The 24,479-nt window shown below is 65.3% G+C and carries 20 protein-coding genes; 6 read left to right on the top strand and 14 right to left on the bottom strand.

Annotated features, from left to right (window positions below; genetic code table 11):
- Window positions 1-2: 2 nt before the first annotated feature.
- Together ACFDS3_RS04560 and ACFDS3_RS04555 are read right to left on the bottom strand one after the other, a co-directional pair.
- Entirely contained in the window at window positions 3-959 is a 957-nt protein-coding gene (locus tag ACFDS3_RS04560) for an ABC transporter permease (RefSeq protein ID WP_375261181.1), read from the bottom strand.
- A 28-nt stretch (window positions 960-987) separates the two neighbouring features.
- Window positions 988-2,577 (bottom strand): ABC transporter substrate-binding protein, encoded by a 1,590-nt coding sequence (locus ACFDS3_RS04555; RefSeq protein ID WP_375261160.1) that lies wholly within the window; start codon window positions 2,575-2,577, stop codon window positions 988-990.
- A gap of 267 nt (window positions 2,578-2,844) precedes the next feature.
- Between ACFDS3_RS04555 and ACFDS3_RS04550 the strand changes: the two genes are divergently transcribed.
- Together ACFDS3_RS04550 and ACFDS3_RS04545 are read left to right on the top strand one after the other, a co-directional pair.
- Entirely contained in the window at window positions 2,845-3,801 is a 957-nt protein-coding gene (locus tag ACFDS3_RS04550) for a TAXI family TRAP transporter solute-binding subunit (protein WP_375261159.1), read from the top strand.
- A gap of 64 nt (window positions 3,802-3,865) precedes the next feature.
- Entirely contained in the window at window positions 3,866-5,650 is a 1,785-nt protein-coding gene (locus tag ACFDS3_RS04545) for a TRAP transporter permease (protein WP_375261158.1), read from the top strand.
- A gap of 56 nt (window positions 5,651-5,706) precedes the next feature.
- On the opposite strand, the gene ACFDS3_RS04540 is transcribed toward ACFDS3_RS04545, so the two are convergent.
- The 11 genes from ACFDS3_RS04540 to chvE form a co-directional block, all read right to left on the bottom strand.
- Entirely contained in the window at window positions 5,707-7,224 is a 1,518-nt protein-coding gene (locus tag ACFDS3_RS04540; protein WP_375261157.1) for an aldehyde dehydrogenase (NADP(+)), read from the bottom strand.
- Window positions 7,225-7,240: 16 nt separating this feature from the next.
- Window positions 7,241-8,185 (bottom strand): Gfo/Idh/MocA family protein, encoded by a 945-nt coding sequence (locus ACFDS3_RS04535; protein WP_375261156.1) that lies wholly within the window; start codon window positions 8,183-8,185, stop codon window positions 7,241-7,243.
- A gap of 40 nt (window positions 8,186-8,225) precedes the next feature.
- The gene (yjfF, locus tag ACFDS3_RS04530; protein WP_375261155.1) at window positions 8,226-9,191 is read right to left on the bottom strand and encodes a galactofuranose ABC transporter, permease protein YjfF; all 966 of its coding nucleotides are present in this window, start codon (window positions 9,189-9,191) and stop codon (window positions 8,226-8,228) included.
- Window positions 9,188-10,213 (bottom strand): ABC transporter permease, encoded by a 1,026-nt coding sequence (locus ACFDS3_RS04525; RefSeq protein WP_375261154.1) that lies wholly within the window; start codon window positions 10,211-10,213, stop codon window positions 9,188-9,190. The genes yjfF and ACFDS3_RS04525 overlap by 4 nt, the downstream gene beginning before the upstream one ends.
- Entirely contained in the window at window positions 10,213-11,739 is a 1,527-nt protein-coding gene (locus ACFDS3_RS04520; protein WP_375261153.1) for a sugar ABC transporter ATP-binding protein, read from the bottom strand. Before ACFDS3_RS04520 ends, ACFDS3_RS04525 begins: the two co-directional genes overlap by 1 nt.
- 58 nt (window positions 11,740-11,797) lie before the next feature.
- Entirely contained in the window at window positions 11,798-12,742 is a 945-nt protein-coding gene (gene ytfQ / locus ACFDS3_RS04515) for a galactofuranose ABC transporter, galactofuranose-binding protein YtfQ (RefSeq protein ID WP_375261152.1), read from the bottom strand.
- A gap of 119 nt (window positions 12,743-12,861) precedes the next feature.
- Entirely contained in the window at window positions 12,862-14,604 is a 1,743-nt protein-coding gene (gene araD, locus ACFDS3_RS04510; protein WP_375261151.1) for an L-arabinonate dehydratase, read from the bottom strand.
- Entirely contained in the window at window positions 14,604-15,596 is a 993-nt protein-coding gene (gene araD1 / locus ACFDS3_RS04505; RefSeq protein ID WP_375261150.1) for an AraD1 family protein, read from the bottom strand. Before araD1 ends, araD begins: the two co-directional genes overlap by 1 nt.
- A gap of 5 nt (window positions 15,597-15,601) precedes the next feature.
- Window positions 15,602-16,810: a multiple monosaccharide ABC transporter permease gene (gene mmsB / locus ACFDS3_RS04500; RefSeq protein WP_375261149.1), complete on the bottom strand. Its 1,209-nt coding sequence runs from the start codon at window positions 16,808-16,810 to the stop codon at window positions 15,602-15,604.
- Window positions 16,807-18,342 carry a multiple monosaccharide ABC transporter ATP-binding protein gene (gene mmsA, locus ACFDS3_RS04495; RefSeq protein ID WP_375261148.1) on the bottom strand — a complete coding sequence of 512 codons (1,536 nt, stop codon included), beginning with the start codon at window positions 18,340-18,342 and terminating at the stop codon, window positions 16,807-16,809. Before mmsA ends, mmsB begins: the two co-directional genes overlap by 4 nt.
- Before the next feature lie 88 nt (window positions 18,343-18,430).
- Window positions 18,431-19,495: a multiple monosaccharide ABC transporter substrate-binding protein gene (chvE, locus tag ACFDS3_RS04490; protein WP_375261147.1), complete on the bottom strand. Its 1,065-nt coding sequence runs from the start codon at window positions 19,493-19,495 to the stop codon at window positions 18,431-18,433.
- 134 nt (window positions 19,496-19,629) lie between these two features.
- On the opposite strand from chvE, the gene ACFDS3_RS04485 reads away from it, so the two are divergent.
- The 4 genes from ACFDS3_RS04485 to ACFDS3_RS04470 all read left to right on the top strand — a co-directional run bounded on the left by ACFDS3_RS04485 (window position 19,630) and on the right by ACFDS3_RS04470 (window position 23,244).
- The gene (locus ACFDS3_RS04485) at window positions 19,630-20,616 is read left to right on the top strand and encodes a LysR family transcriptional regulator (RefSeq protein ID WP_375261146.1); all 987 of its coding nucleotides are present in this window, start codon (window positions 19,630-19,632) and stop codon (window positions 20,614-20,616) included.
- Window positions 20,617-20,834: 218 nt separating this feature from the next.
- Window positions 20,835-21,536, top strand: coding sequence for an autoinducer binding domain-containing protein (locus ACFDS3_RS04480; RefSeq protein WP_375261145.1), 702 nt, complete (start codon window positions 20,835-20,837; stop codon window positions 21,534-21,536).
- A gap of 100 nt (window positions 21,537-21,636) precedes the next feature.
- Window positions 21,637-22,458, top strand: coding sequence for an acyl-homoserine-lactone synthase (locus ACFDS3_RS04475; protein WP_375261144.1), 822 nt, complete (start codon window positions 21,637-21,639; stop codon window positions 22,456-22,458).
- 246 nt (window positions 22,459-22,704) lie between these two features.
- Complete coding sequence (locus tag ACFDS3_RS04470) at window positions 22,705-23,244, top strand: autoinducer binding domain-containing protein (protein WP_375261143.1); 540 nt, start codon at window positions 22,705-22,707, stop codon at window positions 23,242-23,244.
- Between the two features lie 25 nt (window positions 23,245-23,269).
- On the opposite strand, the gene ACFDS3_RS04465 is transcribed toward ACFDS3_RS04470, so the two are convergent.
- The gene (locus ACFDS3_RS04465; RefSeq protein WP_375261142.1) at window positions 23,270-24,457 is read right to left on the bottom strand and encodes a LysR family transcriptional regulator; all 1,188 of its coding nucleotides are present in this window, start codon (window positions 24,455-24,457) and stop codon (window positions 23,270-23,272) included.
- Window positions 24,458-24,479: the final 22 nt, after the last annotated feature.

Raw genomic sequence — 24,479 nt, 5'->3', positions numbered from 1 at the left:
CCTCATCGCGGGTGCCTCAGCCTCGGGTTCGCCACGATCGAGATGATGTCGGCGACCATGTTCAGCAGGATGTAGACGGCGGCAAAGATGATCCCGCAGGCCTGCACGACCGGCATATCCCGCACCGTGACGGCATCGACCATGTATTGCCCCATCCCGGGATAGACGAAGACCACCTCGACCACCACGACGCCGACGACGAGGTAGGCGAGGTTCAGCGCCACCACGTTCACGATGGGCGCGACGGCGTTGGGTGCCGCGTGACGGATGATGGCGCGCAGGGCGCCGATGCCCTTCAGCTCGGCCGTTTCCATGTATTGCGACGACATGATCGACAGGATAGCCGCGCGGGTCATGCGCATCATGTGCGCGATGACCACAAGCACGAGCGTGGCGACGGGCAGGGCAATCATCTCGAGTCGCTCGAAGAAGTCCATGCCAGTATAGACCGTGGCCGGAAACGCCGCGATGCCGAACTTCACCGAAAAGAACAGCATCAGGAGGTAGCCGACGAAGAATTCGGGCAAGGAAATCGCGGCCAACGAGACGATGTTGATCAGCCGGTCGGCAAGGCGATCCCTGTAGCGCACGGCCAGCATCCCGAGGCCAACGGCAAGCGGGACCGAGATGACGGCGGCGACCGCGGCGAGGAACAGCGAGTTGCCGAGCCGGTTGGCGATCTGCCCGCTGACCTGCTGACCACTTGCCCAAGACGAGCCGAAGTCGCCGGTTAACGCGCCGCCGAGCCAGTCTAGATACCTGCTCCAGACAGGCTCATCCAGGCCAAGCTCGGCCCGGATGTTGGCCACGGCCTGCGGCGTCGCGCCCTGGCCCAGATAGGTGCTTGCGAAATCCCCCGGAAGCGCCTCGATGCCGATGAAGATCAGCAGCGACACGGCCACCAGAAGAAGGGCCGACAGCCCCAGCCGCTGCAGGATCAGCTTGGTGACGGGGGACAGGCCGCGTCGCGACCCGTCCGTGCTTGTCTCAGCCATTCAGCCAGACACGGCTGATGACGCGCCCGTTCGACAGGTCGTTGCCGATGTCGTGGACATAGCCCATCAGGCGGTTCGTCGTGGCGTTGATGTAGTCGTTGAAGACCGGCAGGATCAGCCCGCCGTCGTTGCGCACCATCAGGGCCATGTCGCGGTACAGCTCTTCGCGCCGCGCGGTGTCGAGCGAGGCGCGCGCTTCAAGCAGCATCCGGTCGAAATCGTCGCGGTAGAAATGCGTGTCATTCCACTCGGCCGAGGACACGAAGTTGGTCGAGTAGCGCGAATCCTGCGTGGGACGCCCGCCCCAGTACGAGGCGCAGAAGGGCTGCACGTTCCAGACGTTGGACCAGTAGCCATCCGCCGGTTCACGCACAACGTCGATCTCGATCCCGGCCTGGGCCGCGTTTTCCTTGAACAGAACCGCCGAGTCGACCGCACCCGGGAAGGCCGTGTCGGATGTGCGCAGAGTGATCGGCCCCTCGTGGCCCGACTTGCGATAGAAATCGGCCGCGCGGTCGGGGTCGTAGCTGCGCTGCTCGATCCCCTCGGGGAAGAGGGCGTAGGCCTCGTTCACCGGGAAATCGTTGCCGATCGTGCCGAAGCCGCCCAGCACCTGGTTCAGCATCGCCTCGCGGTCGATCGCCAGCTTCAGCGCCATGCGCAGGTCGTTATTGTCGAACGGCGCCGTGTCGCAATGCATGAGGAACGAGTAGTATCCCTTGCCCGACGTCGTGAGGATCTCGACGCTGGGCGCCCGCTCCAGCAGGGGGACGGTCTTGGGGTCGATCGTGTTGATGAAGTGGACCCGGCCAGAGCTGACCGCCGCGACGCGCGCCGTGCTGTCGTTGATGACCAGGATTTCGGCGCTGTCCACGTTGCCGCGGTCGTCGCGCCAGTCATCCTCGTTGCGGGTGAAGGTCGCACGCACGCCCGGCTCGAAGCTGTCGAGCTTGTAGGGGCCGGTCCCGATGCCCGCCTGCGGATTGTCGCGCCCGCCGTTCGGCTGCATGATCAGGTGATAATCGGTCAGGATCAGCGGCAGGTCCGCGTTGCCCGCGTCCAGCGTGATGACAAGATCACCGTTCCGGTTCTCGATCCCCGTGATCGAGCTGAGCAGGCCCAGCGCGCCCGATTGCGACGCCTCGTCCGTGTGGCGCTGCAGCGTGGCGACGGCGTCGTCCACGGTGAACTCGCTTCCGTCGTGGAAGCGCACGCCCTTGCGGATCTTGAACGTCCATTCGGCGGCGTCGGCGGACGGGCTCCAGCTTTCGGCGAGGTTCGGGACGGGGGTCCCGTCATAGGGATCGGACTCGACGAGCGTGTCGCCCCAGGTCTGGACGATGACGAACATCACCGATCCGGTCGCCGCAGCCGGGTCGAGCGAGTCCGACGATGCCCCGCCACCCAGGCCGAGCTGCAGATGCCCGCCGCGCTGCGCTTCCTGCGCGGCGGCAGAGCTGGCGAAGACCGACGCGGCGGTCGTGGCCCCGATGCCGGCAGCAAGGCTGCGCCCCATGAACTCGCGACGGCCCATGCGTCCCGCGGTGACCTGGCGTCCCAGAAACTTGACGAAATTGTCCATGATGAAGACCCTTGCTCCCTGACTGAGGCATTTTCATTGTTCTTGCTCGGCTTCAGGAGGGCACGGGACGAAGGACCTCATCCTCACTGGCGCGAGTGCGCGGACCTTAAGCGAGAAGCTCAAGCTGTCGCAACCCGATGACCACGACGCATGCCCGTTGCAGGCATATCGACATTCAGGGGTGGCGCGGCCAGAAAGGCGGCAGGGTCGCGTGCGGCGCCTGCGACGGGCACGCCGCATGCCCCGCATCTTCAGGAGGAGAAAGACATGACTGTATTGAGCAGGATCATCTGTGCAGCACTGGCCGCCGGGACCGTAGCCGGCGCGGCGGCGGCAGAGACGCGGGTGACGTACAAGTCCGCGAAATCCGGGTCGTCGTACTACCAGATGGGCGTCGAACTGGCCGAAGCCATGAAGGCCGGCACCGACGGCGAAATCTCGGTCACGGTCGAGGAAAGCCAGGGGTCGGTTCAGAACGTGATGGAGGTCCGCGCCCGTGGTGGCGACTACGTCTTCACCACGCCGCCGGCGCTCGTGAGCTCGGCGCAGGAGGGCACCGCCGCGTTTGAGGGCAAGGGGTCGCCCGCCTTCGACGAGATCCGCGCCCTGTTTCCCATCCCGTCGCTCACCATGCACTTCGTCACGTCCGAGGAAAGCGGCGCGACCGGGCTCGCCGATCTCGAAGGCACCACGATCCTGCTGGGCAAAGGGTCTTTCGGCGCCACCGAGGGCGAGAAGTACCTCGAAACCTTCGGTCTGGTGGACAAGGTTGAGATTGCCGACGCGGAACTGTCGAACGCGGTGGCGGCGCTCAAGAACGGGCAGATCGACGGCTTCGTCACCGCGGGCTCCTTCCCTGCGCCCAACGTTGTCGAAGCGGCCGCCTCGACCCCCGTCAACGTGCTTTCGATGACCGACGAGCAGGTCGAGCAGACGGGCCGCGCACGCCTCGTCATTCCCGCCGGGACCTATGCGGGGCAGGAGGAGGACGTCGTTACCACATCGCTGCCCGTCGTCGCCTACACGACCACCAAGATGGACGACGAGACCGCCTATCAGCTCACCAAGACCTATTGGGAGAACAAGGAGAAGATGGCGAACACCTCTGCGTGGTGGGGTGGCGTCACGCCCGAGCTGATGAGCAACATCACCACCGAGCTGCATCCCGGCGCCGTCCGCTACTACGAGGAAGCGGGCATCGCGATCGACGGCTCCGACCAGTGACACCGGGGCGCGACGCAAGGCACCTCGCGTCGCGCCGATCCATCCAGAACCGAGCTTTCCGCCCATGATCAACCTGCCCGAGAACCGCTTCGCCGCGGGGTTCTGGATCGCGCTCGCCGTGGCGCTTGTCGCTTATCACCTCGCGCTCGTCTTCTCGGGGCTGGTGCCCAACCTCGTCAGCCGGCCGCTGCACATGGCGTTCATCCTGCCCTTCGCCCTGGTCTTCGACGCGGGCACGCGCCTGCGGCGGATCACCGGGATCGCGATTGCCGCCCTCGGGGTGGCCGCCGCGCTGTGGGTTGCCTGGCGCAGCGACATGCTCATCGACCAGTACGGCTTCATCGAGAACGGGTTTCAGCTGGCCGTCGCGATCACGCTGCTTCTCGTCGTGCTCGAGACCGCGCGCCGTGCGATTGGCTGGCCCCTGCCGCTCGTCGCGGCGCTGGCGCTGCTCTATGGATTGTTCGGTCAGTACATTCCCGGTGAATTCGGTCATTCCGGCACCCCGACCGAGAGCTTTTTCGGCACGCTGACCATCGCCGAAGGCGGGATCTGGGGCACGCTGACCGGCGTGTCGGTGAACGTGGTCGCCATCTTCGTGATTTTCGGTGCGGTTCTGAACGCCGGTGAGGCGGGACAAGGCTTCATGAACCTCGCCGCTGCTGCTGCGGGGCATCTCAAAGGCGGTGCGGCGAAGGTGTCGGTGCTGTCCTCGGCGCTGTTCGGTTCGATCTCGGGCTCGGCCTCGGCCAACGTGGCCTCGACCGGGGCGATCACGCTGCCGGCGATGACGAAGCTCGGCTATCCAAAGCGCCTCGCGGCCGCGGTCGAGGCGGTGGCATCGTCAGGCGGCCAGATCATGCCGCCCCTGATGGGCGCCGGGGCCTTTGTCATGGTCGAACTGACCGGCGTTCCCTACACCGAAGTCATGGCGGCGGCCGCGCTTCCCGCGATGCTTTACTTCCTCGCTGTCTGGGTGGGCATCAACGCCTACGCGCGCCGGTTCGAGCTTCGCAGCGTCGACCTTACCGACCGGCCCGCACGGCGCGACGTGGCGGTGACGTCCCTCTTTTTCCTCGTGCCGTTCAGCGTCCTTTTGTGGGGCATGTTCGGGTCCGGCTTCACTCCGGAATACTCGGCAGCCCTAGCCATCCTCGCCGCCGCGCTGCTTTTGCTCGTCAACGCGCAGCTGACGTTCCGGCCGCGGCAGATTGCCGAGCGCGCCACGCTCGCGGTCCTCAACGCGGCGCGCCAGGTGTCGATGATCGCCGCGATCATCCTCTGCGCCTCGATCGTGATCGGAGTCCTCTCGATCACCGGTCTTGGCGTGAAGATCACGTCGGTCATCCTGCAGGGCTCGGGCGGACTGCTCTGGCCGTCGCTTCTGCTGACTGCGCTCGCGTGCCTCGTTCTGGGCATGGAGGTTCCGACCACCGCGGCATACGTGATCTGCGTGTCGGTTGCGGGGCCTGCGCTGGTCGAACTGGGGTTGGCGCCGCTTCAGGCGCACCTTTTTGTCTTCTGGTTCGCGCTTCTGTCGACGATCACGCCGCCTGTCTGCGGCGCCGTCTTCATTGCGGCGGGCATGATCGGCGAGAGATGGTTGAAGGTCGCGGTGACGGCCATGGCGCTTGGCGTCGGCCTCTACGTCATTCCGCTCGGCATGATCGCAAACCCGTACCTGATCGCCTTGGCCGAGCATCCGGCCTTGGCCATCTTTGCCGCAATCCGGGTCGCCCTGGGCCTGACCCTCATCTCGTCCGGTTTGATCGGGGCGAGACGCGCAGTCCCGACGATCGCGTTTTGTGCGGCCGGACTGACGATCATTTTCCTGCCAGTCTGGCTCTGAAATCGTAAGGAGCTGCCGGCGCCCGGATGGTCCGAGCGCCGGCAGCAGGTCCTGGCTTACCCGCGCAGGTCTTCGGGCAGCAGCGCAGTCGGCATGTTCTGGTAGCAGACCGGCCGCAGGAAGCGGCGGATGGCAAGCGTTCCGACGCTCGTGGCACCGAAGTTGGTGGTCGCGGGGTAGGGGCCGCCATGCACCATGGCATCCGCCACCTCGACGCCGGTCGGGAAGCCGTTCACGAGGATGCGCCCCGCCTTCCGTTCGAGGATGGGCAACAGCGGCTGGGCAGCGTCGGCGTCGCTGTCATCCATCTGCAGCGTCACGGTGAGTTGTCCGTGCAGGGCTTGCGCGATCTCGCGCACCTCGGACGCGTCGGCGGCGCGCACGACGATGCCGGCCGGACCGAAGACCTCTTGCGCAAGATCAGAGGTGCCGAGCCACTCCGCCCCGGTCACCTCGAACAGCGCGGGCGTGCCGTGCCGTGCGTCGCAGCTCGACTGGATATGCGCCTTGACCGAGCCGACGCCGGCGACCTTTTCGACGCCGCGGCGGTAGGCTTCGGCCACGCCACCGGTCAGCATGGGCTGGGCGGCCACGTCCTCGAGCGTCTTGCGCGCAGCCTCGATGAAAGCCTCCGCGCCTTCGCCGTCCTCGATGACGACGACGCCGGGGTTGGTGCAGAACTGGCCGACGCCCATGGTCAGCGAAGAGGCCCAGGCGCTTCCGATCTCGGCCCCGCGGGAGGTGCGGGCGTCGTTGAAAAGGAAGACCGGGTTGATCGAGCCGAGTTCGCCGAAGAACGGGATGGGCTCGTCGCGCGACATCGCCAGGTCAAAGAGCGCCTTGCCGCCCCCGAACGAGCCGGTGAACCCGACGGCGCGGGTCAGCGGGTGGGTGACCAGCGCCTCGCCCGCCTCTTTGGTGTTGGACTGCACAAAGCCGAAGACGCCCTTGGGCATGCCGGTCTTCTCGATTGCCGCGGCGATGGCCTGCGCGACCAGCTCGCCCGTGCCGGGGTGGCCGGGGTGACCCTTGTAGACGACCGGGCAACCCGCGGCGAGCGCCGAGGCGGTGTCGCCGCCAGCGGTCGAGAAGGCGAGCGGGAAGTTCGATGCACCGAACACGCCGACTGGCCCCAGCGGGCGCTGCATCATCCGCAGGTCGGGCCGGGGCATCGGCTTACGATCGGGGAGCGCCTCGTCGTGGCGCCGGTCAAGGTAATCGCCCTTGCGGATATGGTTGGCAAAGAGGCGGATCTGGTTCGCGGTGCGGGGCAGTTCCACGCTTTTCAGCCGGGGCTCGGGCAGGCCCGTCTCGGCCATCCCGATCTCGGTGATCTCGTCGACGCGGGCCTCGATCTCTTCGGCGATGGCTTCGAGGAACAGGGCGCGATCCTCGCGCGAGGTCCAGCCGTAGGTCTCGAAGGCAGTCTCGGCGGCTTTCATTGCCGCGTCGATCTCAGCCTTGCCGCCACAGTGAACGGTGAGGGGATCGCCCGTGACGGGGTCGGACTGGAACGTTTCGCCGCCCTCGGTCCAGCTGCCGTTTATGAAATGGCGTCCGGTGAAATTGGTCATCGTCTGCTCCGTTAGATCAGTCGTGGAAAGGGTCCGCATGAACGTGGCGCCCGAGCATGAAGGCATCGGACACGTGGATCAGCGGGGTTACGTCAACATCCGACCGCCCTTCGGCGATCAACTGGCCAAGCTGGGCGTAGAGGGTGGGGTACTCTCCGACCGCGTCAACCGGCTGTTCCGCGCCATCGACGAAAAGCCGCGCGCCGCCTTCGATCAGGCGAAGCTGTCCAGCGTCGGTCTCGATCTCGATCTGCCAGATCTCGCCGCCCTCCTGCCGCCAGTCGAACGCGGCAGAGGCCTTGAGTTCTCCGCCGTCGGTAAAGGTGAGGTCCGCGGCGATGGGGGCCGCGCGGTTACCCGGAAATGTCAGTTCGGCGCCTACCAGATGCAGGGGCACGGGGCAAATCTCGGTCAGGATCGACAGCGCGTTGATGCCCGGATCGAAGACGCCGAGGCCGCCCGGCTCCCAGATCCATGCCTGGCCGGGGTGCCACTTGCGCACGTCCTCCTTCCAGTCGATCCGAAGGCTGGTGATGCGCTTGTCCGCCAGCCAGCTCTTGGCGGGGGCAACGCCTGCGGCCGCGCGTGAATGCCATGTGGTGAACAGCGTCACGCCGGCCTCGCGCGCCAAAGCCTCAAGGCGGAAGACCTCGGCTACCGAAGCGCCCGGCGGTTTTTCCAGCATGACGTGCTTGCGCGCGGCGATGGCCTCTTGCGCGATGGAAAAGCGCGGCACCGGCGGCATGCAAAGCGAAACCACGGGAATGTCCGGCCGCGCTTCGAGCAGCTCGGACAGCGTCGCGTGGTTCTCCACCCCGTCCACCCCGCCCGAGCGGCTGACCGTGGCCGCAAGCTCGAAGCGCGCGTCGCCGGTGATGGCGGGGATGTGCTGGTCCCGCGCGATCTTGCCGATGCCGACGAGGGCAATGGGAATGGGTCCGTTGTCTGCGGATGCGCTCATGCCTGTTCCGTTTCTTGTGTGTCTTGAAGACGTAGCCACTTCATGCGCGAAGGCTGGTCACGCGCAGAAGGCCCCGTTGCAGGAGGATGAAGAGAAGGAGGAGCACGCCGATCACGATCTTCGTCCACCAGCTGGACAGCGTGCCGTCGAAAACGATGTAGGTCTGGATCAGACCCATCGTCAGGACGCCGAACAGCGTCCCCATCACATAGCCGGCCCCGCCGGTCAGCAGCGTGCCACCGATGACGACCGCCGCGATGGCCGTAAGCTCTGTGCCCACCGTGGCGAGCGGATAGCCGGAGCCGGTGTAGATCGAGAAGACGATCCCAGAGAGTCCCGCCATGAAGCCGGAGAACGCGTAGATGCCGACCGTCGTGGGGCCCACGCGAACCCCCATCAGCCGCGCGCTCTGCTCGCCGCCGCCGATGGCAAAGACGCTGGCGCCAAACCGGGTGCGGTGCGTGATGAGCGAGCCCACGACCACAGTCAGCAGCATCACGACCCCGATCACCGTCAGCCGGCCCTTGCCCGGCATCAGCCAATAGGAGTCCTTGATGAAGGCGTAGAACGGGTGGTCGATCGGCACCGAGTCGATCGTCAGCATGTAGGCCGCCCCTCGGGCAAGGAACATGCCGGCGAGGGTCACGATGAAGGCGGGCATTCTGAGCAGGTGGATGACGCCGCCCATCGCCGCGCCGAACGCCGTCGTCACCACGAGCAGCAGCGCAAAGACCGCCAAGGGATGCAGACCGGTGTCGCGCAGCAGGACCGCGATGAAGACGCCCGAGAAAGCAATGACCGACCCGACCGAAAGATCGATGCCGCCCGACAGGATCACCAGTGTCATGCCGACCGCGACGATGCCGAGATAGGCGTTGTCCGTCAGCAGGTTCCCCGCCACCCGCGTCGAGAGCATGTAGGGGAATTGAATCCAGCACACGAGGTAGGCCAGCAGGAAGATCCCGATGGTGACGAGCAGGGGATAGAGCCGCGGGTTGACGGTCATGAGTTCGCTCCCGTGCGGGCGGGCTTCGGTTCGCGCTGCCGGTCCAGGGTCTGTCGCAGCATTTGCCAATGCCCGGTGAGGTTCGGCGACTGGACGACGAGGATGATCAGCACGAGGCCCGCCTTGATGACGAGGTTGTACTCTGACGGGAAGCCGGCGAGCAGGATGCCGGTATTGATGGTCTGGATGATCATCGCACCCAGCACCGAAGCCGCGATCGAGAACCGCCCGCCAAGCAGCGAGTTGCCTCCGATCACGACTGCCAGGATCGCGTCGAGCTCGAGCCAGAGGCCGGCATTGTTTGCGTCCGCGCCACGGATGTCGGCGGTCGCGATGATGCCTGCCAGCGCGGCGCAGAGGCCCGAGGCCATGTAGACCGCGATCAGCAGCACGGTGGCGTTGATCCCGGCGAGCGCCGAGGCCGAGCGATTGATGCCGATCGCCTCGACCAGCAGCCCCAGTGCCGTCCGGCGCATCAGAAGTGCCACCGCGACGGCGGTCAGGACCCAGATGAAGACCGGCACCGGAAGGCCCAACAGGATGCCCGACCCGAGCCACGAGAAGGCTGGATCGTTGAAGGTCAGGATGCGGCCCTCGGTGATCAGCTGGGCGATGCCGCGTCCCGAGGTCATCAGGATCAGCGTCGCGACGATCGGCTGGATGCCCACCAGTGCGACGAGGCAGCCGTTCCAGAACCCGCAGACGAGGCCCGCGACCAGAGCCAGCAGCACGGCGATGCCGACGCCCCATCCTGACGCAATGGCCCAGGCTGCGGTGGCGCCGGTAATGGCCATCACGGTCCCGACGGACAGGTCGATGCCCCGCGTCGCGATGACCAGCGTCATCCCGACCGCGAGAAGCGCAACGGGCGCGCCGCGCTTCAGCACGTCGATGACAGGGCCGGACAGCCGGCCGCCCTCATAGTCGATCGACAGGAACTGGGGAAAGAACAGAGAGACGAGCGCGACGAGCAGGACGAGCGTCAGCAATTGCGGCGCGACACGGGCGAGGGCACGTTTCATCAGGCGGCTCCCCGCGTCTCTGCGTCGGCTGCATCGGGGGCGGCTATGGCCCGCACGATGGCGTCGGTCGTGACCTCGCTCCCGGTCAGCTGGTGGGTGTGGCGGCGGTCCCTGAGGACGATGATCCGGTCGGACACCGCCACCAGCTCGTCGAACTCGGACGAGATGACCAGCAGGGACATGCCCTCGGCTGTCATCTGGTGGATCAGGCGCAGGATCTCGGCATGGGCGCCGACATCGATCCCGCGCGTGGGTTCGTCGAGGATGAGGAACCGCGGGTTCATCGCCAGCCAGCGCGCCAAGACGACCTTCTGCTGGTTGCCGCCCGACAGGTCGCCGACCGCCTTTTCGGCGTCCGACGTGCGGATATCGAGGCGGTGGATGTAGTCGTCGGCCAGCTTGTTCTGCTCGCCCCGCGGGATGGGGTTGGTCCAGCCGCGCCTTGCCTGAAGCGCCAAGATGATGTTCTCGCGAACCGAGAGATCGGCGATGATGCCGTCGGTCTTGCGGTCCTCGGGCGCGAAGCCGAAGCCGGCGCGGATGGCCTCGCGGGGGTTGCCGTGATCGACCGTGCCTTTGGCGTCGTGCGTCGTGCCGGTCTGGGGCGAGCGGACCCCGAAGATCAACTCGGCGCTTTCGGTCCGCCCCGAGCCCAGCAGCCCGGCGAGGCCGATGACTTCGCCCTCGCGGACAGCCAGATCGAAAGGCGCAACGACTCCCGGTCGGCCGGTTCCTTCGAAACGGAGCAGTTCGGGGCGTTCCTCGTGCGCGGCGACGGTCTTTTGCCGCTCATCCTCGGGTGCGCCTTCAAGCTCGCGCCCCAGCATGTGTTCGATCAGCTTCAGGCGGTCCAGATCGGCCGTGACCTCGGTAGTTATCTTCCGTCCGTTGCGCAGCACGGTCAGGCGGTCGCAAAGCTCGAAGACCTGGTCGAGGAAATGCGAGACGAAAACGATTCCAAGACCGCGGTCGCGCAGGTCGCGCACCACGTCGAAGAGCATCCGCACCTCGGCCGCATCGAGGCTGGCGGTGGGCTCGTCAAGAATCAGGACTTTGCCCGACAGCGCGACGGCGCGCGCAATGGCGACCACCTGCTGAACGGCGACGGAATAGGAGCCGAGATCGCGGCTGACGTCGATCTCGAGCCCGTAGCCCGACAGCATCTCGCGCGCCATCTCGCGCTGGGCCTTGGCCGAAACAAGGCCAAAGCGCCGCGGTTCGCGCCCGAAGGTCAGGTTCTGCGCGACGGTGAGGTTCGGCAGGAGGTTGACCTCCTGATAGACGGTGCCGATTCCGAGTTCCTGCGCCTCAGAGGTGGAAGAGGGCGAGACCGGCTTGCCCTCAAGCAGGATTTCGCCTTCGTCCCTGCGATAGGCGCCGGTCATGCACTTGATCAACGTGGACTTGCCTGCGCCGTTTTCGCCCAGCAGCGCGTGGACTTCGCCGGCCTTCAGATCGAAATCCACCCCATCCAGCGCCTTGGTGCCGGGAAAGGACTTCGAGAGGGAGCGGATTGAAAGCAGCATGGGAACCCCTTTCGCAGCTGCAGATGACCGGGGCGGAGAGTCCGCCCCGGTCGCTGGATCAGTAGCCCAAGTCCTTGCGTGCCTCGTATTCGGCCATCGGGTCGTCGCTCTGCGTGTAGAGCTTGGATTCCGTTTGGATGAACTTCTCGGGGGTCGTTCCGTCCTGCCAGTAGGCCTCGAGCGCGTCGAAGGCGGGGCCGGCCATGTTCGGCGTCAGCTCGACCGTGGCGTTCGCATCGCCCTTGGCCATCGCCTGAAAGATGTCCGGCACCGCGTCGATGGACACGATCAGGACGTCCTCGCCGGGATTCATGCCGGCCTCGTTGATGGCCTGGATCGCGCCGAGGGCCATGTCGTCGTTATGCGCGTAGAGGGCGCAGATCTCGTTGCCGGACTCGGCCTGCAGGAAGCTTTCCATCACTTCCTTGCCGCCGGTGCGGGTGAAGTCGCCGGTCTGCGAGCGCACGATCTCCATGTTGTCGTGACCCTCGATCGCGTTGCGGAAACCCTCCGCACGGTCGATGGCGGGGGAGGAGCCCGTGGTGCCCTGAAGCTCGACGATGCGGCACTCGCGGTCGCCGACCTCTTCGACCAGCCACTGGCCGGCCACCTCGCCCTCGTGAACGAGGTCCGAACCCACGGCGGTCAGGTAAAGGTCGTCTGGCGCGTCGACCTTGCGGTCGAGCAGGACGACGGGGATCTCGGATTCCTTGGCTTCTTCGAGCACGCTGTCCCAGCCGGTCGCGACGACCGGGGCGAGCAGGATGGCGTCGACGCCCTGCGCCACGAACGAGCGGATGGCGGCGATCTGGTTCTCCTGGCGCTGCTGCGCGTCCGAGAACTTCAGGTCAATGCCGCGCTCTTCGGCCTGCTGCCGGGTCAGCGTGGTCTCGGCGGCGCGCCAGCCCGACTCCGAGCCGATCTGCGAAAAGCCGACGGTTTGCGCCGAGGCAGCGGCCGCACACGCGATCATCGCCGCGCTGGTCATCAAGGTCTTAATCATGTCTCTCTCCCTATGAAATTCTGCGATGGCCGGCTTTCGCGCCGCGCCTCGCGCTTATGATCCTGCCCCGATAAGCGGGGCCTCCTCCCTGCTCACACCTCAAATCGTAACAAGCACCGTCAGTGACTGTCCTTGGGCACCTCCCGTCCTCGGCAACCTTTGAGAAAGTCGAAATCCGCCCCGGTGTCGGCGCCTTCCACGTGGTCGTGGAACAGCTTCGCGTAGCCGCTTTCGGGCGCGTCGGTGCGGGCGGTCCATTCGCTCAGCCGGCGCTCGATCTCTTCTTCGGGGACGTCGAGATGCAGACGCCGTGCCGCGACGTCGAGCTCGATCATGTCGCCGCTGCGCACGATCGCCAAGGGGCCGCCGACCGCAGCCTCGGGCGAGGTGTGCAGGACAACCGTCCCGTAGGCCGTGCCGGACATGCGCGCGTCCGAAATGCGGACCATGTCCTTGATCCCGCGGCGCAGCACCTTGGGCGGAAGCCCCATGTTGCCGACCTCGGACATCCCGGGATAGCCTTTGGGGCCGCAGTTCTTCAGCACCATCACGCAGGTCTCGTCGATATCGAGATTCTCATCGTTGATGCGTGCCTTGTAGTCGTCGATATCCTCGAACACGACGGCCCGCCCGCGATGGGTCATCAGGTGCGCACTGGCGGCCGAAGGCTTGAGGACGGCGCCGTTCGGGGCGAGGTTCCCGCGCAGCACGGCGATGCCGCCCGAGGCGGTCAGCGCCTTTTCAACCGGCAGGATGACGTCCTCGTTCCAGTTTGTCGCGTCCTTCACCTCGTCCCAGATCGTTTCGCCCGAGACGGTCAGCGAGTCCTTGTTCAGCATGGACGCCTCGCCCAGCCGCTTCAGCACGACGGGCAGACCGCCGGCATAGAAGAACTCTTCCATCAGGTACTTGCCCGAGGGCATCAGGTTGACGATCGTCGGCACGTCGCGGCCCAGGCGGTCCCAGTCGTCGAGCGTGATGTCGACGCCGACCCGCCCGGCAAGGGCAAGCAGGTGCACCACCGCGTTGGTCGAGCCGCCGATGGCGCCGTTGCACCGGATCGCGTTCTCGAAAGCCTGCTTGGTCAGGACGTCCGAGGGCTTGAGGTCCTGCTTCACCATCTCGACGATGCGGCGACCCGAGATCTGCGCCATAACCCGCCGCCGGGCGTCGACGGCCGGTATCGCGGCGTTGCCGGACAGCGCCATTCCCAAGGCCTCGGCCATGGAGGCCATGGTCGATGCGGTGCCCATCGTGTTGCAGGTGCCGCTCGAGCGGTTCATCGCCTGCTCGGCCTCCAGGAACTCTTCCTGCGTCATCTTCCCGGCTTTGATGTCCTCGGACATCTGCCAGAGTGCGGTGCCCGAGCCGACACGCTCGCCCCGAAACCAGCCGTTCAGCATCGGTCCGCCGGTCACGACGATGGACGGGATGTCGGTCGACGCCGCCCCCATCAGAAGCGACGGCGTGGTCTTGTCGCAGCCAACCAGAAGGACCGCGCCGTCGATCGGCTGCGCGCGCATCACCTCTTCGACGGCCATCGCCGCGAGGTTGCGGTACATCATGGCCGTCGGGCGGAACGTGTTTTCCGAGGCCGAGAAGACCGGCACTTCCAGCGGAAAGCCACCGGCCTCCCAGATCCCGGCCTTCACCTTCTCGGCGAGCTCGCGCAGGTGCCCGTTGCACGGCGTCAGTTCGCCCCAGGTGTTGAGGATGGCGATGACCGGGCGCCCGTCGAACAGGTCGTGCGGGTAGCCTTGGTTCTTGAGCCAGCCGCGGTGGTAGATGTTGTCGCGGCTCGTGCCGCCGTACCATTCCTGGCTGCGCAGCCTGCGGGGCCATTCTGCCGGTTTGAACGTCATCAAAGCACCCGTATCTCGGTCATGGCCTCGACCTCGCCAATGGGGCGATAGGCGAGGGGATTTCTCAGCGGCAGCCCGAAGGGGGAGGCCTCGATCTCGAACACGTCGCCGTCCTGGGTGCTTATGCCGTCGGCAAAGGACAGGGTGGCGGTGCCGAACATGTGGACGTGGACGTCGCCCGGTTGCCGGAACAGGGCGTACTTGAAGTGGTGATGCTCGAGGTTGCGGATCGAGTGGGACATGTTCGCTTCGCCCGACAGGAACGGCTTTTCGAAGATGACCTCGTCGTCGCGGCGGATGCGGCTGACGCCCTCCACGGTTTCCGGCAGCTCGCCCACCAGCAGTTCGGGACCGAAGGAGCAGGGGCGCAGCTTGGAATGGGCGAGGTAGAGGTAGTTCTGCCGCTCCGTCACGTGGTCCGAGAACTCGTTGGCGAGCGCAAAGCCGACCCGGAACGGCGTGCCGTCCTTGCCGATCACGTAGATGCCTGCGACCTCGGGCTCTTCTCCGCCATCGAGCGCGAAGCCCGGGCTCTCGAGCGCCGCACCCGGCCGCACCAGCGCCGCACCATTGCCCTTGTAGAACCATTCGGGCTGGACGCCGGCCCGCCCGTTCGTGGGCTTGCCGCCTTCGACACCCATGCGGAACATGCGCATCGAGTCCGTCTCGTCCTCGGGCTTCTTTGCGTGCATCGAGGCGCGAGTCGACGCCGAGCCCAGATGCGTCAGACCGGTGCCGGTCAGGTGCAGATGCGCCGGATCGGGGTGCAGCAGGGGCGGCAGGACCCGCCCTTCGATCAGGAGCCGCTCGAGATCGACCGCACCGTTCAGGCTGAGTCCGAGGATGTGGTCGCGTATCGAAGCGCCGGTCTCCGCCGCCTCGAGGGCCAGGTCGTAAAGCGACCGGTCGGTCTTGACGTCGTAGGCTTCCGAGCCTTCGCGGGCGACGACCTGCGGGCGGCCGTCATCGTTGATGTACTGAGAGAGCAGCATGCGCCTCACCCTTTCTTCTTGTTCATGACGTCGAAGATCACCGCGGCGAGCAGGACGAGGCCCTTGATCACCTGCTGGTAGTCGATCCCGATGCCGAGGATGGACATGCCGTTGTTCATCACGCCCATGATGAAGGCGCCGATGACCGCACCGACCACGGTGCCGACGCCGCCGGCCATGGACGCCCCGCCGATGAAGACGGCGGCGATCACGTCAAGCTCGAACCCCGCACCGGCCTTGGGCGTCGCAGTGTTGAGGCGCGCGGCGAAGACAAGGCCTGCCAGCGCGGCCAGCATCCCCATGTTGGCGAAGGTCAGGAAGACCAGGCGGCGCGAGTTGATGCCCGACAGCATCGCCGCCTTCTCATTCCCGCCGATGGCGTAGATGCGCCGGCCCGTCGTGGTGCGGCTGGTCACGAAGGAATAGACGGCGATGAGCAGCGCCATGACGATGAAGACATTGGGCAGGCCGCGGAAGTCGGCCATGAGCCAGCTCATCCAGGTGATACCGAAGAAGATGATCGCGGTCTTGGCGGCGAAGAAGGCGAAAGGTTCCTCGGGCGTGCCGGTCCGGGCCTGCACGATGCGGTTGCGGATCAAGAGCACTGTCAGAACGCTCGCGATCGCGAGACCGATCACGAAGGACATCAGGTTGAAGCCCTCCATCGCGAAGAGGTCCGGCACGAAGCCCGACGAGATCAGCTGGAACTGACGGGGGAAGGGGCCGACCGACTGGCCGGCCAGCAGCCAAAGCGTGAGACCCTTGAAGACGAGCATCCCCGCGAGCGTCACGATGAACGACGGTATGCGGAAATAGGCGACCCAGAAGCCCTGCGCCATGCCGATCAGCGCACCTACGACGAGGCAAAGAACCCCCGCCAGCAGGTAGGGCACGTCCCAGTTCACGATCATGACTGCGGCGAGTGCGCCGATGAAGCCAAGGACCGATCCCACGCTGAGGTCGATATGGCCCGCGACGATCACCAGCAGCATCCCGATCGCCATGATGACGATGTAGGAGTTTTGCAGGACCAGGTTCGTGAGGTTGACCGGCTTCAGCAGGATGCCGCCCGTCGCAACCTGGAAGAATGCCATGATCGCGATGAGCGCGAACAGGATGCCGTATTCGCGCAGGTGGTTCTTCAGGAACCGCCAGCTAGCGCCGGATTGGGTTTCGGCGGGGGTATTCACTGTGCTGTCGACGAGGTGAGTCATTGCGCGGGCTCCCCGGACTTGATGATGCACTCCATGATCTTCTCCTGGCTCGCTTCGGCTGTGGCCATCTCGGCGACGAAGCGGCCCTCATTCATGACGTAAAGACGGTCGGTGATGCCCAACAGTTCGGGCATCTCGGACGAGATCACGACGATGGCCTTGCCGCTGGCGGCGAGGTCGCGGATCACCGTGTAGATTTCGAATTTCGCGCCGACATCAATGCCCCGGCAGGGCTCGTCGAGGATCAGCACCTCTGGGTCGGCAAAGAGCCACTTGGACAGGACGACCTTTTGCTGGTTCCCGCCCGAGAGGTTCCCGGTTTCCTGCTCGATCGAGCTTGACTTGATGGCGAGCCGCTCGCGGTAGCGTGTCGCCACCTCGGCTTCGCGCGTGCTGTTAACGACGACCCCGTCGGCAACCGCGTCCAGCTTCGCCAGCGGCACGTTCCGCCGGATCGTGTCGTCAAGCACCAGCCCGTAGGTCTTTCGGTCCTCGGTCGCGTAGGCGAGGCCCGCGTTGATCGCCGAGCGCACCGTGGACAGGTCGGCGACCTCGCCATTGATGCGGGCTGTCCCCGAGATGTCGCGCCCGTAGGAGCGGCCGAAAAGGCTCATGGCAAGCTCAGTCCGTCCGGCGCCCATCAGGCCCGCGATGCCCAGCACCTCGCCGCGCTTCACGTGGAAAGAGACGTCCTTGACCACGGCCCGGTCGGACTGGACAGGGTGGTGGACGGTCCAGTTCTCGACCTCCATCGCGATCTCGGGGCGGATGTTCGGAGTGCGCTGCGGATAACGGTCGTCGAGCGGACGGCCGACCATGCCGCTGATGATGTCGCCTTCGCTGATGCCCTCGTGGCAATCGAGACGCGCGACGGCCGAGCCGTCACGGATCACGGTGACCGTGTCGGCGACCTGGCGGATCTCGTTAAGCTTATGGCTGATGAGGATCGAAGTGACGCCCTGGTTGCGGAATTCCTTCAGCAGGGCCAGCAGCTTGGCGCTGTCCTGCTCGTTCAGGGACGAGGTCGGCTCGTCCAGGATCAGCAGGCGCACGTCCTTGGACAGCGCCTTGGCGATCTCGACCATCTGCTGCTTGCCCAGACCAAGGTCGGCGACGATGGCGTTGGGGCTTTCATTCAGCCCGACGCGCTCAAGCAGCTCTTTCGCGCGGCGTTCGGTCTCGTGCCAGTTGATGATGCCGCCGGACGCGCGCTCGTTCCCGAGAAAGATGTTCTCGGCCACCGACAGAAGGGGGATGAGCGCCAGTTCCTGATGGATGATGATGATACCGCGGCTTTCGCTGTCGCGTATCCCACGGAACTGCTGGACCTCGCCGTCATAGAGGATGTCGCCGGTATAGGAGCCGTGCGGATAGACCCCCGACAGCACCTTCATCAGGGTCGACTTGCCGGCACCGTTCTCGCCGACCAGGGCGTGGATCTCGCCCTCCTCGACCTTGAGGTTCACGCGGTCCAACGCCTTTACGCCGGGAAATTCCTTGGTGATCTCCCGCATCTCGAGCAGGGTGGCCATGTCGTATTTTCCTTGGTCTTTTATGATCCGCGGCCGCTGAAGGCGGGGATCGGGTCGGGCGGCGCTATGTGCGCCGCCCGCGGGAAGATCACTGGATCTGGTCTTTGGAATAGTAGCCAGAGCCCACCAGCACGTCTTCCCAGTTGTCGGCGGTAACCGGCATGGGCTCGAGAAGGTAGGACGGCACGACCTTCACGCCGTTGTCGTAGGTCACGGTGTCGTTGATCTGCGGCTCGCCGCCCTGCAGCAGCGCGTCGACCATGCCGACCGTTACGCCGGCCAGTTCGCGCGTATCCTTGAAGATCGTGGAATACTGGTCGCCGCGGATGATCGCCTTGATCGACGGGATCTCCGCATCCTGGCCGGTGACGATGGGCATGGCCATGTCGCCCGAGCCGTAGCCCACGCCCCGCAGGGACGAGATGATGCCGATCGACAGACCGTCATAGGGCGACAGGACGCCGTGGACCCGCTGGTCGGTGTAGTTGGCCGAAAGCAGGTTATCCATGCGCGCCTGCGCGACCGAGCCATCCCAGCGCAGCGTTCCGACCGTGTCCATGCCGCTCTGCCCGGACACGATGTTGATCTTCCCGGAGTCGATGAGTGGCTGCAGCACGCTCATCGCGCCGTCGTAGAAGAAATACGCGTTGTTGTCGTCCGGCGAACCGCCGAAGAGTTCGACATTCCACGTTTCCTGGTCGGGGAAGCGCTCTTCGAGGCCACCCACGAGCGTGTTCGCCTGTTGCACGCCAACCTGAAAGTTGTCGAAGGTGGCGTAGTAGCTCACGTCGCCGGAATCGCGGATCAGCCGGTCATAGGCGACGACCGGGATGTCCATTGCCGCGGCGTTGGCAAGCACATTGGTCAGCGTCGTGCCGTCGATTGCAGCGACCACCAGCGCGTCCACGCCCTTGGTGACCATGTTCTCGATCTGCGCGAGCTGGTTCGGGATGTCGTCCTCGGCGTATTGCAGGTCGGTCGCGTAGCCGGCTTCCTCGAACTGCTTCACCATGTTCTCGCCGTCGGCGATCCACCGTGCGGAAGACTTCGTCGGCATCGCGATGCCGATGGTGCCCTTGTCCTGGGCGTAAGCCGGCAGCGCCAAAAGCGCAGCAAGCGCGGTAGCGCCAAGAGCGCGTCGCGTCAGTGTCATGGTATTCCTCCCCTCAGCCGGGGCAATGGGGCCCCGTCTTCTTCTGCGGCCCTTCAAGTGGGCGAGGACAGACTTGCGTTATTAACAGATATTCAACAAGTTCCGATTTTGCTTTTGGATATACCAGAACTGTCATGTCAGGCACCGATCCCAAAGAAATCTCCTCGACCGGCGATTTGGTCCGGCGGGGGCTGAAATTCTCGCAGCTTCGCCTCGTCGCGGCGCTGCTCGAGCATGGCCAGATCGCCGCGGCTGCGCAGCATGTGGGCATGACGCAGCCGGCTGCTTCGCGCCTCATGGTGCAGCTCGAGGCGATGGTGGGCACGCCGCTATACGTCCGGCACCCGCGCGGCATCGAGCTGACCGAGGCCGGGCGTATCATGGCAGTGCAGGCGACCGAGACGCTGAAGGGGCTGGATCGCGCCTCGCAGAAGGTCTTGGAACTGAAGGGCGGGGTGCGCGGGCACATCCGCGTCGGCTCGGTCACCGGGCCGTCGCTCGAGCACTTGCTGCCGGTCCAGCGCGAGGTGCGTCTCGCGTATCCCGAGATCGCGGTCACCGTGCAGGTCGACACGTCGGACCGGCTGGCGGATGCACTTCTGACGGACGACCTCGACTTTTACATCGGGCGAATTCCCGACGCGGCCGACGCGCGCCCCTTTTCTATCGACATGATCGGGCCCGAGCCTATCAGCCTGCTCGTCCGGCTCGACCATCCGCTGACGCGGAAGATCAATCCGTCGCTGTCGGATTGCCTCGCCTTCGACTGGGTCATGCAGCCGCCGGGGGGGCTGTTGCGGCGCGCGGCCGAAAGCCACCTGCTGGAGCTTGGCCTGCCAGTCCCGCCCCGCGTGGTCAGCACAACGTCAATCCTGTTCACCCTAGCACTCGTCAACGACACGAACGCCATCGCCCCCATCGCGCACGCAGTGTCGCAGTTCTTCATTGAACGCGCCGCGCTCGGGAGTCGCCTCGCCGTCCTGCCCATATCGGAGCAGATCGTGGTGAGGGATTTCGGCATCGTCTCTCGTGCCAACGACATTCCTACGCCAGCGGCCGAGCGATTCCTCACCCTGCTTCGCGCGCGGACCCAGAGCGCGCGGGGCAGGGGGATAGCGTAGACGGAATCCGCTGTTCGGACTTACCCGGAGAGAGACGAATTGTGCGAGGATAGCAGGTGCGGCACCCAAGTTTGACGCCTTTTTCCGGTGATGCTGGTGCGGCCGGTCGCCGCTGTCACTAGCCCTGTACGTTTTCATGCTGCGCATGGACGATTTTCGTGAGATGAGGGAAGAATACACCAGTCTGGACGGTTCCGACCGAATTGCGATGATCGCGCATGGCTCTGATTGACATTGGCCTGGAGCAGACCTCCAGCAAGACTCTACAGGAATTCCTGTACCAGCTGCGCGACCGGCTTGAACTGGATCACGCGGCCTATGCGGGTATGGACCAGTCGGGCGGCGACATCCGTGGATTCGTCACGTATCCCGACGAATGGGTCCGTCATTACAGCGAGAATGACTTTGCCAAGGTCGATCCGACCCTTCGACTGGCCAGCCGGAGCATCGCGCCTGTTGACTGGAGCCGGATTCCGCAAACCAGGGAGTACGGACGGCTCCTCGACCAGGCGAGCGAGTTTGGCATACCCCGAAACGGGGCGACCGTTCCCGTCAGGGGGCCGTTCGGCGACATCGGAATGCTGAGCGTATCGCTGCGCGGCACCCCAGAGCAGTGGGCACGTACTTACGCGCGGATCATCCCCGATCTTCAGGCCGCGGCCGTTCATGTCCATGATAACGTCATGCAGGCGTTCTTTCTGACGCACCCGGCCATGCGACCGACGCTGTCCCGACGCGAAATCGAGATCCTGCAATGGATTGCCGTGGGCAAGACTCAGCGCGATATCGCCGCAATCCTTGCAATTTCGGACCGGACCGTGGAAGTACACATCAGATCGGCGCGGACGAAACTCGGGGCGTTGACGACGGCGCAGGCCGTCGCCCGAGGGATCAAGGCACGGTTGATCGACCCCGAGTAGAACTGGGCCACTTCTCGCTCAACCCTACGGGATTTCCCCAATTGCTGCCCTTGCGGAAAATGACGATCAAACTCCCATAAAAATGCTGGGAGAACTCGCAATGATCATTATCGTCGACGCCCTCAATCGCCACGAATACTCCGGCCTGCTCGACCGCATGTTCCAGTTGCGGGCACAGGTCTTCGGGGGACGGCTCGGCTGGGACGTCAAGGTGGAGAACGGTCGTGAAATCGACCAGTTCGACGCTCTCGACCCTGGATATGTCATCGGTGTGAACGAAGATGGGAACGTCGTCTCGTGTGTCAGGGCGCTTCAGACCACGGGTCCGCACATGCTGGCCGATGTGTTCAGCGCCATCTTGGGTGGAGAGCCGCCGCTTAGAAGCCCCACAGTTTGGGAGTCCACGCGCTTCTGTGTCGACACCAAGCGCCTGAGCCTTGGGCGCGGTCCGGGCACGATCTCGGGTGCGACCAGCGAGTTGATGATCGGTTCGCTCGAATGGGCGATGTCAGCGGGTATCAGCGACATCGTCACCGTGATCGACCCGATCATGAACAAGGTGCTGAAACGGTCGAACAACGCGCCTTACGACTACCTCGGGTCGACGACGCAGATGGGGAAGGTTCCGGCGATGGCGGCGCTGCTCGACTGCACGCCCGAGCGAGTCGCGCAGGTGCGGGAGTTCTCCGGGATCCACCACGACGTCTTCGCCAGCCCAAGCGAAGCCGAGTGCTTCAAGGACAAGCCTCGGTCCGCAGAGCCCAAGACCAACTCGCAGATGCAGCGCTACCTCGAAGAGCAGCTGGACCAGGCTCACACGCCAAAAGATCGGGATGCGGCTCTGCGGACCTGGAGCCAGCTTCACGATCGGGGTCTGATCGATAGCCTTCCCCCCGCTCGGGCAGGTCGGCGGGTCTCGTAACGAAGGGCGCACGGCGCGCGATTTAAGGAAATGCGCGCGCCGCATGTGCGGGCAGCGGGAGTAAGCAGCGAATCTTTCGTGTTGCAGATGTGTAGGCGACGCATCTATCGTTCGCGAGACTTTGTCTTCCTGTTTTCCATGAACCGATTGCCGGCGCCTGACATGAATTGCCACACAACACCGGACGCTGGGCTGAATCAGAGCGTCCGGGGTCTCCAGAAAATCGGGCCGTGCGGCTACGCCGTCATGCTGCATCTGCGGGGTCTTTCCTGCCGGATGCTCGACCGTACGTATCCGCAGGAGTGGGTCGAACACTATAACGCAAACGGGTATGCGCTGCGGGACCCGATCGTCGGCTGGTGCCTTGAGCACGTCGGTGTCTTCAGGTGGTCCAATCCGGACATGCCCGATCCATACGGCGTCATGCAAAAGGCGGCCGAGTTCGGGTTGAGGTATGGCGCCGCGATATCGTTAGGGCCCAAGAACTGCCGCAGCATCTTCAGTGTCGCGCGTGCGGATCGCGAACTGCTTCCAAAAGAGCTGGAAGAGCTTGAGAAATTGGGTCGGCACATCCACCAGCTGCTCCCCCGCGAACTGGAGTTGACCGTCAAGCAGATCGAGGCGATCGAATGCGTCGCGGCGGGCATGCGTATGAAGCAGGCCGCCGCTTTCATCGGCATATCGGATTCCGCCCTGAAATTTCGCTTCCGCGCGATCCGCGAGAAGTTGAGCGCCCGCACGAACGCCGAGGCGATTCAACGGGCAAAAGACTATAATCTGATCTGAAATCTGCGCTCCGCGGCATCGGGCATCACGCGCGGGCCACCGTTTCGCGCAGGATGTCGAGGAACCGGGCCTGAGGGACGCTGGGCATCCAATCGTTTCGGTGCGTGTAGCCGATGGACCGCGCCTCGTCGTGCACGGGCGCGTCCAGGCGGATGAGCGCGCCCGAGGAAACCTCGTGCTTCACCTGCATCCTCGACACCACCGTCAGCCGATCCGAGCCGATCAGCAGGCCCTTCATGACAGAGTGTGATCCCGTCTCGATCGGCGACGGCACGCCGGGGGCGCGTGCGAGAACGCCGTGCAGACGGTCGAACTGCGCCCTGGCGGGAGCGCCGGCGCGGGGGGCGACCCAGGGGAACAGGGCCAGATCCGCTTCGCCCAGGTCGCACACCCCTTCCAGCGGGTGACCGGGGCGCGCGACGATCCAAAGGTGGTCCGCGAACAGCTCTGCCTGCGTCAGGCCATCCGGCAAGTCGCTGCCTCGCAGCGCTCCGATCATCAGGTCGAGCGTGCCGCGCAACAGGTCGCGCGCCAACGCACGGTAGAGGCCGTCCACCACACGTTGGGCAATGCCCGGATACTCCAGGGCGAAGGCGTTCTGAGCTGCGGGCAGGATCGCCGTCTGCGCCAGGGGCAGGCATCCGATGTCGAGCCGCCCTTCGAAACTGCCTTGCCAGCCCCGCACGTCGCGCTCGGCCTGGCGGAACTCGTTAAGAGCAAGCTGCGCGAGCTGCGTGAAGGTTTCGGCCTGACGACGCGGACTGAGCCCGCGCGAGGTCGTCTCGAAAAAGCGGGTCTCGCCGAGGGTTTCCAAGTCCCGGCAGGCGCGGCTGATGGTGGAGACCCGCTGCCCCAGGTGGATCGCAGCCGGCCGAAACCCGCCCCGCTCGATTGCAGCGATCAGCGCGCGCAGCTGGGCGACCGTGACCAGTTGCCAAAGATGCGGGCGCCCCACGGCGCGGGCCGCCCGTTGCAGAAACCCAAAGCCGCGGCGCAGCCGTCGCACGTAAAGCTCGCCCGGTTCGGTGGGTTTCATCCCGGTGCCGATTCGCTGGAACAGGGCGATGCCGAGCCGCGCCTCGATCCGGGACAGGCCCTGTGTCAGCGCAGGTTGCGACAGGCTGATGCGATCCGCGGCCGCAGACAAGGTGCCGGTTTCGGCAATTCCGACGATCCCCGCGAGGTGTCTGAGGTTGGGCACGGGGTCGAGCACAGCGTCGTCCAGTTGTTTCGAT

Source organism: Palleronia sp., from assembly GCF_042089775.1.
GTDB lineage: Bacteria > Pseudomonadota > Alphaproteobacteria > Rhodobacterales > Rhodobacteraceae > Palleronia.
Note: the sequence above shows the minus strand (reverse complement) of the source record. Positions and strands in the feature narration are given on the sequence as shown.